7 protein-coding genes are annotated in these 7,799 nt (G+C 58.7%); 1 reads left to right on the top strand and 6 read right to left on the bottom strand.

Annotated elements, in window-relative coordinates:
- Positions 1-4: 4 nt before the first annotated feature.
- The 5 genes from KK078_RS27750 to KK078_RS27770 all read right to left on the bottom strand — a co-directional run bounded on the left by KK078_RS27750 (position 5) and on the right by KK078_RS27770 (position 5,138).
- Complete coding sequence (locus tag KK078_RS27750) at positions 5-1,294, bottom strand: efflux RND transporter permease subunit (protein WP_254093651.1); 1,290 nt, start codon at positions 1,292-1,294, stop codon at positions 5-7.
- 141 nt (positions 1,295-1,435) lie between these two features.
- Positions 1,436-1,846 (bottom strand): HYC_CC_PP family protein, encoded by a 411-nt coding sequence (locus KK078_RS27755; protein WP_254093653.1) that lies wholly within the window; start codon positions 1,844-1,846, stop codon positions 1,436-1,438.
- 59 nt (positions 1,847-1,905) lie between these two features.
- Positions 1,906-2,115: a heavy-metal-associated domain-containing protein gene (locus KK078_RS27760; protein WP_254093655.1), complete on the bottom strand. Its 210-nt coding sequence runs from the start codon at positions 2,113-2,115 to the stop codon at positions 1,906-1,908.
- Positions 2,116-2,202: 87 nt separating this feature from the next.
- Positions 2,203-4,452, bottom strand: a complete 2,250-nt coding sequence (locus KK078_RS27765) for a heavy metal translocating P-type ATPase (protein ID WP_254093657.1) — start codon at positions 4,450-4,452, stop codon at positions 2,203-2,205.
- Positions 4,453-4,556: 104 nt separating this feature from the next.
- On the bottom strand, positions 4,557-5,138 hold the full coding sequence (locus KK078_RS27770) for a helix-turn-helix domain-containing protein (protein ID WP_254093659.1): 582 nt from the start codon (positions 5,136-5,138) through the stop codon (positions 4,557-4,559).
- 506 nt (positions 5,139-5,644) lie between these two features.
- Between KK078_RS27770 and KK078_RS27775 the strand changes: the two genes are divergently transcribed.
- Positions 5,645-7,555, top strand: coding sequence for a carbohydrate-binding protein (locus KK078_RS27775; protein WP_254093661.1), 1,911 nt, complete (start codon positions 5,645-5,647; stop codon positions 7,553-7,555).
- 59 nt (positions 7,556-7,614) lie between these two features.
- Here KK078_RS27775 and KK078_RS27780 read toward each other — a convergent pair.
- On the bottom strand, positions 7,615-7,799 hold a 185-nt coding region (locus KK078_RS27780), incomplete at its 5' end, for an alpha/beta fold hydrolase (protein WP_254093663.1).

Genomic DNA, 7,799 nt, shown 5'->3' on the forward strand with positions numbered 1-7,799 from the left:
GGCGTTATTCGTTTGGTGTTTCGGGATTCAGCTCGTGAAAGCGTTGGGAGAGATGCTTGTACGCGTTCTCGGCCAGGATGATGCCGTTGTCGACGATCACCCCGATGGCCAGCGCGATGCCCGTGAGGGACATGATGTTGGACGTAATGCCAAAGGCATTTAACAGGATGAAGCTGATGGCGATGGTCAGGGGCAGTTGCACCAGGATGCTGACGGCGCTGCGCCAATGGAACAGGAACAGCAGCACGACGACGGAGACGACGATCATCTCTTCGATCAGCGTTCGCCGGATGGACGAGATGGATTCTTCGATCAGCTCGCTGCGGTCGTATACGATGTTGAACTTCACGCCGCCGGGGAAACCCTTGGCGACTTCCGTCATTTTCTCCTTGACGCGCCGGATCACTTCGTCGGCATTTTCGCCGTAGCGCATCACCACGATGCCGCCCACGACTTCGCCCTCACCGTCGCGATCGAAGATGCCCAGCCGGGCTTCGCCTGTCATTTGCACGGTGGCGATATCGCCCACGGTGATAGGAGTAGTGCCGGTGGTCCTGACGGGAATGCGCTCGATCTCTTCTACCGAGTGCAGGTAGCCGGTGGTTTTGATGATATAACCGATGTCGCTCAGCTCGAACTTGCGTCCGCCGGCTTCGTTGTTGCCGGCGCGCACGGCCCGGATAACATCGGTCACCGATAGGTTATAGTAGGTGAGGCGATGCGGGTTGAGTGACAGCTGGTATTGTTTCTGAAAGCCGCCGAACGAGGCGATCTCGCTGACGCCGGCAACGGGTTGAAGCGCAAATTTGATATACCAGTCTTGCAGTGCGCGCTGTTCGCCGAGGTCCATGCCCGGGGCGTCGAGCGTGTACCACAGCACGTGGCCCACGCCGGTGCCGTCGGGACCCAGTGTCGGCGTGATGCCTTCGGGCAATAGCCGGCTGGCGTAGTTGAGGCGTTCGAGCACGCGCTCGCGCGCCCAGTAGATATCAGTGTCGTCTTCGAAGATGACGTAGACGAAGCTCATGCCGAACATGGAGGCGCCGCGCACGTATTTTACTTGAGGCAGTGCCTGCAGGTTGGTGACCAGCGGGTAGGTTACCTGGTCTTCGATGAGCTGCGGACTGCGACCCATCCACTCGGTGTAGACGATGACCTGGTTTTCGGACAGGTCGGGGATGGCGTCGATCTTACTGGTGCGTACGGCGTGTATACCCCAGGCGAAGAGTCCGGCTGCCAGCAACAGGACCAAGATCCGGTTGCGCAGGGAAAAGGAGATGAGATTTTCGATCATGGTCGGATCGAGGTAAAACTTAAATGATTATATGGAAATATGTGTTGTGGCTGGCGCCACGGCATCCGCCGGCTGGCGGATTGCATACAGTGGCAGGCACTCCCGATAGCCATCGGGACAGCACCTGCCCGGGGCAGACAATCAAATAAGGAAAACCTGGAGGGTCGCGGGGCGATCGTCGTCGTGTAAGGGCGGCGGATCGTACAGACGGAAAGATGCGGCCGTGGCATCCGTGGTGGACGGAATGATCTCGGCGATCAGGATAGGATATTGGGGTACAAACGGTACAGGGTGTGCCGTGTAGTCGAAGTGGGTGATGTCGTTCTTGAGCTCCTGGGCGTCGTGTACGATCAGGGCGTCGTCACAGCAGGAGGAATGGGTACGATGGCAAGGCGGTTGCTGTTGCTCCATCGGACAGGGTGATGCCTTTTCCAGGAAGGCCACGTTATCCACCCGGCCACCACACAGGTGGACGCCGACGACAAAGCTGGTGGAGGAGGCCAGCACCAGCAAGGCGAGCAGGAGTGACGATATGGTCCGGAACGGGTTCACGTTGACTCAAAGATACGCGTTTTACCTGGGATTTGTTTCGGGTATGTGAAAGGCCCCCATCAGGAGGCCTTTTCGGCGCGGTAGCCTGCTTTTTGGAGCGATTCCTGTACCGCGCGGGCGTCGGCGTCGCTGTTGATCGTCAGCGGGCGTGTGGGCTGGCTGAGGTCTACCTGCCAGTTGCCGGCGCCCGCCACCTCGTCGAGGTACGGCGTTACTTTGGCTACGCAGGCCGAGCATTTGATATTGGTATTGAATGTTTGTGTGCTCATGGTTGTGTCTGTTTTGCTATGTAAAGAAACGGAAAAGAGGGGTGGTTGGCTTTATACTTTTCCGGGTATGGTTTACAGAATTCCTGTTCAGATCGTCCGGGCCTTTAACCGCAGGCTGTTGGCTACGACGCTGAGCGAGCTCAGGGCCATGGCGGCACCGGCTACCATCGGGTCGAGTAAGAATCCGTTGATGGGGTATAATACGCCGGCGGCGATGGGTATGCCGATGATGTTATAGATAAAGGCCCAGAAGAGGTTCTGGCGGATGCCCCGCACGGTTTGGCCGGACAGGTTGAGCGCTTTGGGAATGGCCAGCAGGTCGGACGTAATGAGGGTCATCTTGGCGACGTCCATGGCGATGTCCGAGCCCTTGCCCATGGCCATGCTGACGTCGGCCTGGGCGAGGGCTTGCGAGTCGTTGATACCGTCGCCGGCCATGGCCACAACGTGTCCCTGTGCTTGCAGCTTTTGAATGTAGGCGGCTTTCTGGTCGGGCATCACTTCGGCTTCGTAGTGGGCAATGCCGGCCTGCCGGGCGATGGCGCGTGCGGTCTGGGGGTTGTCGCCCGTGAGCATGTAGACGGCGATGCTCTTCTTTTGCAGGGCCTCTACGGCAGCCCGGGACGTAGGCTTGAGCATGTCGGCGATGGCGATCAGCGCCAGCACGCGGTGCGCATCGGCAAAGTATAGCACGGTGCGGGCTTGCGCTTGCAGGTGCCCGGCCTGCGCTTGCACCGCCGGCGGTATCGTTACCTGGTGTTCGGCGAGCAGGCGTGCATTGCCTGCATAGTACGATTCCGTTTGATACCGGGCGGTCACGCCGCGTCCCGGTAATGCTTCGAAGTGCAGCAGCTGTACCCCTTGCGTACCGGTATCTTTCAGGTGGCGTACGATGGCCGCCGCCAGCGGATGCTCGGACGACGTTTCAAGGCTGTAGAGTACCGGCGCCAACGCGGCGTGGTCGATGCCGGGTTGCCACAACAGGTCGGTTACCCGCGGCTTGCCCTCCGTCAGTGTTCCCGTCTTGTCGAGCACGACGGCGGTAACCTGGTGGGCGCGCTCGAGGCTTTCGGCATCGCGGATCAGGATGTTGTTTTCGGCACCTTTGCCTACGCCCACCATGAGGGCTGTGGGCGTGGCGAGTCCCAACGCACAGGGGCAGGCGATGACCAGCACGGTGACGGCCGCCAGGAGCCCATGGGTAAAGGCATGCTCGCCGCCGGCGAGCATCCACGTGGCAAAGGTGAGGATCGCCAGGGCGATGACGACGGGTACAAAGATGCCGGCGATCTTATCGGCCAACTGTTGTACCGGGGCTTTACTGCCTTGTGCTTCCTGCACCATGCGGATGATGCGTGCCAGGACGGTGTCGCTGCCCACCTGCCGGGCTTCGAGCCGGAAGCTGCCGCGTTCGTTCACCGTACCGGCAAAGACTTTGTCGCCTGTCTTTTTCGAGACTGCGATCGACTCGCCGCTGATCATGCTTTCATCGACATACGACGTCCCCGATACCACGAGGCCGTCCACGGGCACGCGCTCGCCGGGGCGCACGACAACGAGGTGTCCTACACGCACGGCGGCGATGGGCGTTTCCTGCTCGCCGGTGTCGTGTACGACCAACACCGTTTTGGGCTGCAGGCCCATGAGCTTGCGAATGGCCGACGATGTGCTGGCTTTGGCGCGTGCTTCGAGTAGCTTGCCTACGGACAGGAAGGCGATGATGACGGCGGCCGCTTCGTAGTATACATGCGCGTGTAAGCCGCGGGCGTGCCAGTAGCCGGGAAAGAATGTGTTAAAGGCGCTGAAGAAAAATGCGATGCTCGTAGAAAGCGCTACCAGGGTGTCCATGGTGGCCTGTCCGTGCCGCGCTTGTTTCCACGCGTGTATAAAGAAGCTGCGGCCGAGATAAAACACGATGGGGGCGGTGAAGATGAGCGACAGGTACGGCGTATAGGCAGAGTCCATGAAGAACATGCCCAGGATCACGACGGGTACCGACAGGATGCACGCCCACAGCGTGCGGGTCCTGAGCGCGGTGTAGTACTTTTGCTGCGCGTCGGCCGCCTGGGCTTGGGGGTCTTCGGTATCAATGACGAGGTCATAGCCGATGGAGCGCACGGCCGCCTGCAGGGCCTGCGGTTGTGTTTGGGTGGTGTCGTATTCCACCAACGCCGTTTGGTTGGCATAGTTTACGGAGGCCGTATAAACGCCGGGTGATGCGGCGAGCATGGACTCTACGCTGCTGGCGCAGGCGCCGCAGGTCATTTCCAACACAGGGAAGGTGGTGCGCATGCGGGAGCCGTTTTTGCCGGGATGAATGTTTGTTGTCGTTGTCATAAGCAACCGGTAATGATTACACTGCAAGTATACCGGATCGCCGGCCCCGCGGTTTTACAGAATTCACCGAACGGGTTATATCATTATACGATAGCTGTACAATTTCAGGCGATCTTGTCCAGCGGCTTGCGTTTCGCTTGTGCCTCGCGGCTTTTCTTCAGCTCGGAGGGGGTGAGGCCGGTCACTTTTTTAAATTGCCCGGAGAGGTGGGCGACGCTGCTGTAGCCCAGGGTATGGGCGATCTCGCTCAGGCTGAGCTCGTCATAGAACAATAATTCTTTCACGCGCTCGATCTTCTGGCGGATGATGTAGTGCTCGAGCGTGATGCCTTCCACGGACGAAAAAAGGTTGCTGAGGTAGTTGTATTCGTAGTGCAGGGCTTCCGACAGCAGGTGCGACCAGTTGAACTTGCGGTCGATGCCGTCGGGGTTGTGTACGATGCGGATGACGGTGTTTTTGATGCTTTCGATCAGCCGGGCGCGGCGGTCGTCGATGCGCTCGAACCCCAGCGCCGCCAGGCGGGTGTCCAGGTGCCCGATCGTTTGCGGGGTGAAGTCGTTTTGCGGAACGGTGACCTCGCCCAGGGTCACCTGGTCGGGGTGCAGACCCACCTGGTCGAATACCTGCGTGACGGCGGTGATGCACCGGTTGCAGACCATATTTTTTATGAAGAACGTCGTTGCCATGAACAAATATGCGGATTCGGGCGCGGTGGCGGTTATAAGATTCCTGGAATTAGTTGTAGAATTTTAACACGGAATGGGCGGGACGGGTTCACGTGTTTGGTGTCGGTTGGAGAAAGGCGGTCGGGAGACCGCCACCATACGCGGCACCGGTGGCGCACCACCGCTTCGCTGGGTGCTAAACACCGGCGCCAGGTGCAGAGCCAGGTGCAGATTCTGGACCATGTGGTTCACAGAGCTTTGTGTGTGTAGCCTCGGAGAATTGCCCTTTTGTTTATAAAAGCCATTTTTTGGAATTCCTGTAGCCCCAATTTCCGGCCCCTGTAGGGGACAATGTAGCCTCTGGAAATTTCGCGTGGTGGGCTTGTGTGTAAATCTTTGCTTCAGCATTCCGGGACACCGGAGGGCTTGAAACGTAAACCCTGAAAACTAAGGTAGAGAGAGACACTGACATTCACTTGTTCTGTCGTAGCTGGTGTATCGCAAACTGTTACTTTAAACAAGACGTTATGAAACGATCAAACATTACTACTCCCCTTACACGATATACGGTGCTGCGCTTTGGGCGCGTGGCGGTGGGGCTTATGGCCATCATCCTTTTGCTTTTCCGCCCGGCCGTTGCGCAGACCGTTATTTTTGACGACTTCAATTATTCCAACGCCGACGATCCGGCGATCGAGAGCTTTAACAAGTGGCACATCGTAAACGACCTGAACAGCGGACCGCCGTCGGGCGCCGACTATCTGAAGTCGAACGTTACGTTCACGGCCGACGGGATCATGGAGCTGCGCTGCTCGAATGCCGGTACGCCCGCCAGTGCCACGCATGCACGCATTGAAACGGGCGCGGATGTGAATTACTTCGAAGGCACCTATGCGGCGCGTGTGTATTTCGACAATGCTCCGCGCAACAACCAGGATCCGATCATCCAGACATTCTATGCCATTTCGCCGGCGGCGGGCGGTGCCAACCCTGCTACCTACGCAGAGGTGGATTTTGAATATTTACCGTGGGATGCGTGGAGCGGTATGTATGGCGGCACGTATAACAACGCCATGTGGATGTCGTCCTACGAGTCGTCCAACGTGTTGCCGAGCGGAGAAGGGCTCGACAATGCCCACGTTATCCTGAAGCAGGACCTGGCGGGCTGGCATGACCTGTTGTTCCGGTTTGTGGACGATGTGAACGTAGAGTACTTTATCGACGGTCAGAAGAAGGCGAACATCTCGGTGCGCGCTTCGGATGGCGTGTCGGTATATCCTGATTACAACATGCTGGTGAGCTTTGCCAACTGGGCATATCCGCCGATCGACGGCTCGACGTTCGGTCCCTCTACACAGCAACGCAGCAGCACCATGAAGGTGGATTGGTTCGTGCATGTGAAGGATCAAAGCAAGAGCCCCGTAGAGGTGCAGGCGATCGTCGACGAGTTTCGTACCCGCGGTGTACGCCGCCGCAACCGCCAGGGGCAGGAGTATGTGTCCACGCCGCAGCAGCCGACCGGCGTGGTAACGGTCTATAAACATTGCGACTTCGGCGGCTATGCCGTCGGGCTGCAAGTGGGTTCGTATACGTTGGCGCAGTTGCAGGCGTTGGGCGTGGTCGACAACGACATCTCTTCGGTGAAGGTACAATCGGGTTACCAGGTGACCTTCTATGACAACGGCAGCCTGGGCGGTACGTCGCTGGTTAAAACAGCAGACGACAACTGCCTTGTCGACGAGGGCTTTAACGATGTGGCGAGCTCGATCGTGGTAGCGCCCGTGGCGACACCGCCGTTCTCGATCTTGCGGCAGGCAGAGTCGTATACGTCGGCCGCGCCGGTATCCATCGTGACGACCACGGACCCGCAAGGCGGCGCGCAGCACGTGACGGCGATCGAGACCGCTGACTGGATGGCGTACGCCGGCATCACGATCCCCGAAAGCGGCAACTATACCGTGGAATACCGCGTGTCGAGTGTGAGCGGCGGGTTGATCGCCCTGGACCTGAACGCAGGCTCCATCTACCTGGGCGAAGTGAATGTGCCGCCGACGGGCAGCGCCAGCACCTGGACGACGGTGCAGCATACGGTATACATCACGGCCGGGACATACGACGTGGGATTATACGCCGGTACGGGCGGTTGGAATATCAATTGGTGGAGGCTTACGAAACAGGCAGCTGCGCAGGCAGTCGCGCCTGCCGGGACGGATCTGGCGGCTTGGGAAGTATACCCCAACCCCGTGCAAAGCAGCCTGAGCTTGTCGCCGGGTTTTGTCGGCGGTCGTGTGGTGATCACCGACCAGACAGGGAACAAAGTATTGACCAGTGTAGTAGGCGCGGGAGCGTTGGATGTATCGACGCTGCGCCCGGGGCTTTACAATATCGTGGTGACCCAGGATAAAAAGACGGTGAGCCGTAAGTTTATCAAGCAGTAGGTAGTCTGCTCGATTTGTTTATATAGTTCGCGCCGGTGGAATTTCTGCCGGCGCTTTTTTTAAACGCGGTATAACAGCGAATGCAGGAATGCTTCCACGGCGGTGTTGAAGGCTTCTGTATTTTCGAGGTTGCTGATGTGGCCGGCGCCTTCGATGATCTGCAGGTGCGAGCCGGGCACCAGCGCGTGCATTTTGCGGGCGGCTTCGATGGGCGTGACCTTGTCTTCGGAGCCCACCAGGATCA

The sequence above is a fragment of the Dawidia soli genome (assembly GCF_018598185.1).
Taxonomy (GTDB): Bacteria; Bacteroidota; Bacteroidia; order Cytophagales; family Cyclobacteriaceae; genus Ohtaekwangia; species Ohtaekwangia soli.